This window comes from Sphingomonas sp. JC676 (assembly GCF_014489075.1).
Classification (GTDB): Bacteria; Pseudomonadota; Alphaproteobacteria; order Sphingomonadales; family Sphingomonadaceae; genus Sphingomonas.
Window position 1 is genome coordinate 1 of sequence record NZ_JACTGR010000023.1, and the last position, 1,432, is coordinate 1,432.

Genomic DNA, 1,432 nt, shown 5'->3' on the forward strand with positions numbered 1-1,432 from the left:
CGCCGCGCGATAGCGCGGCGCCCGCTGGGTCCTTCGACAATTACGCGAGGTGACGCCGAGCATGACTTCGATCGGTCGGGGTGCGGTCATGTGTCCGGCCTGTTGGTGCGGTCAACGACCGCTGGCCCTGATGAAATCCGCGGATCGCACGTTCCATCAGAGAAACGGGCTCAAAGGCTCCCTTCGTTTTCCGAACTGAGCGATCCCCGGCTCAACCGGTTCGTCATCATGGCTTGAGCACCACCTCGCTTCCTTCGGAGTCAGGCTCCGCGGGAAACTCCTACAATCGCGTCATGCTGCCCTCGCCGGCGCGCGGAAGGTGCCGCCGCGCGTGAGGATCGCCCAGATGATACGCGCCATCTTGTTCGCCAGTGCGACGGCCGCGACCAGCGGTGGCCGGCGCTCCATCAGCGCCATCAGCCAGGGCGAGGCCTTCTCCGGCGCGACGCGGGCTCGCTTGATCACCGAGAAGGCACCCAGCACCAAAAGCGTCCGCAAGGTCTGATCACCCGCCTTGGTGATACGCCCGAGCCTGGCCTTGCCGCCCGTCGAGTTCTGGCGCGGTGTCAGGCCAAGCCACGCTGCAAAGTCGCGGCCCGATGAAAATCGAGAAACGTCGCCCGCGAGCGCAATGATCGTGGTCGAGGTTACCGGCCCGACGCCCGGGATCGTGCTCAGGCGCTTGCAGGTATCGTCGAACTGCGTGCTGGCCGCGATCTGGTGATCAAGGGTCACCAGCCGGGCCTCGACCGCCCGGATAGCATCAGCGAGTAACCTGTAGGCATCGCGGATCATCGCTGGAAGACGCTCATCGCCCGCACACGCGATCCGCAGGATCTCGGTTGCGCCGCCAAGCCCTTGGTTGGTCACGATGCCGAACTCCGCCATCCCGGCGCGCAGCGCGTTCAACATCGCCGTGCGCTGAGCGACAAACTGGGTACGCAGTCGGTGCATCAGCGCCAGCGCCTGCGTGTCGGGTGCCTTGATCGGCACGAAGCGCATGGTCGGCCTGGTTACCGCTTCGCAGATGCCCTCCGCGTCGGCTGCATCGTTCTTGCCGCGCTTCACATAGGGCTTCACGTAATGCGCAGGCATGAGACGAACATCATGCCCGAGCGCCTGGAGCTTGCGACCCCAATAATGCGCCGTGCCGCATGCCTCGATCCCGACGAGGCAGGGCGGGATCTCCTCGAAAAGCTGCACGAGCTGCGCTCGAGAATAGCGCTTACGGATCACCACCGCGCCATCCGTATCTACCGCGTGCACCTGGAAAACGTGCTTCGCGATATCCAAACCGATCGTTGCGATATGCATCTTCGTTCCTCCAATCCTGCTGCGAATCAGCAGGTGATGGTACCAACTGCGATCCCGCAGCCGTCCCACTTCATCAGAGGAGGAGCCGAGCGCAGCTCGGCTTGCGGCACGCCGCGGC

Annotated in this window: 1 protein-coding gene; it reads right to left on the reverse strand. The window is 64.4% G+C overall.

Going from position 1 to position 1,432, the window contains the following annotated elements; genetic code table 11:
* Positions 1 to 291 precede the first annotated feature (291 nt).
* Positions 292 to 1,314, reverse strand: coding sequence for an IS110 family transposase (locus tag IAG41_RS22840; protein WP_187731009.1), 1,023 nt, complete (start codon positions 1,312 to 1,314; stop codon positions 292 to 294).
* Positions 1,315 to 1,432 lie beyond the last annotated feature (118 nt).

Coding starts and splice junctions, on each gene's coding strand:
- IAG41_RS22840 (WP_187731009.1), bottom strand. CDS start 1,314: ATGCATATCGCAACGATCGGTTTGGATATCGCGAAGCACGTTTTCCAG.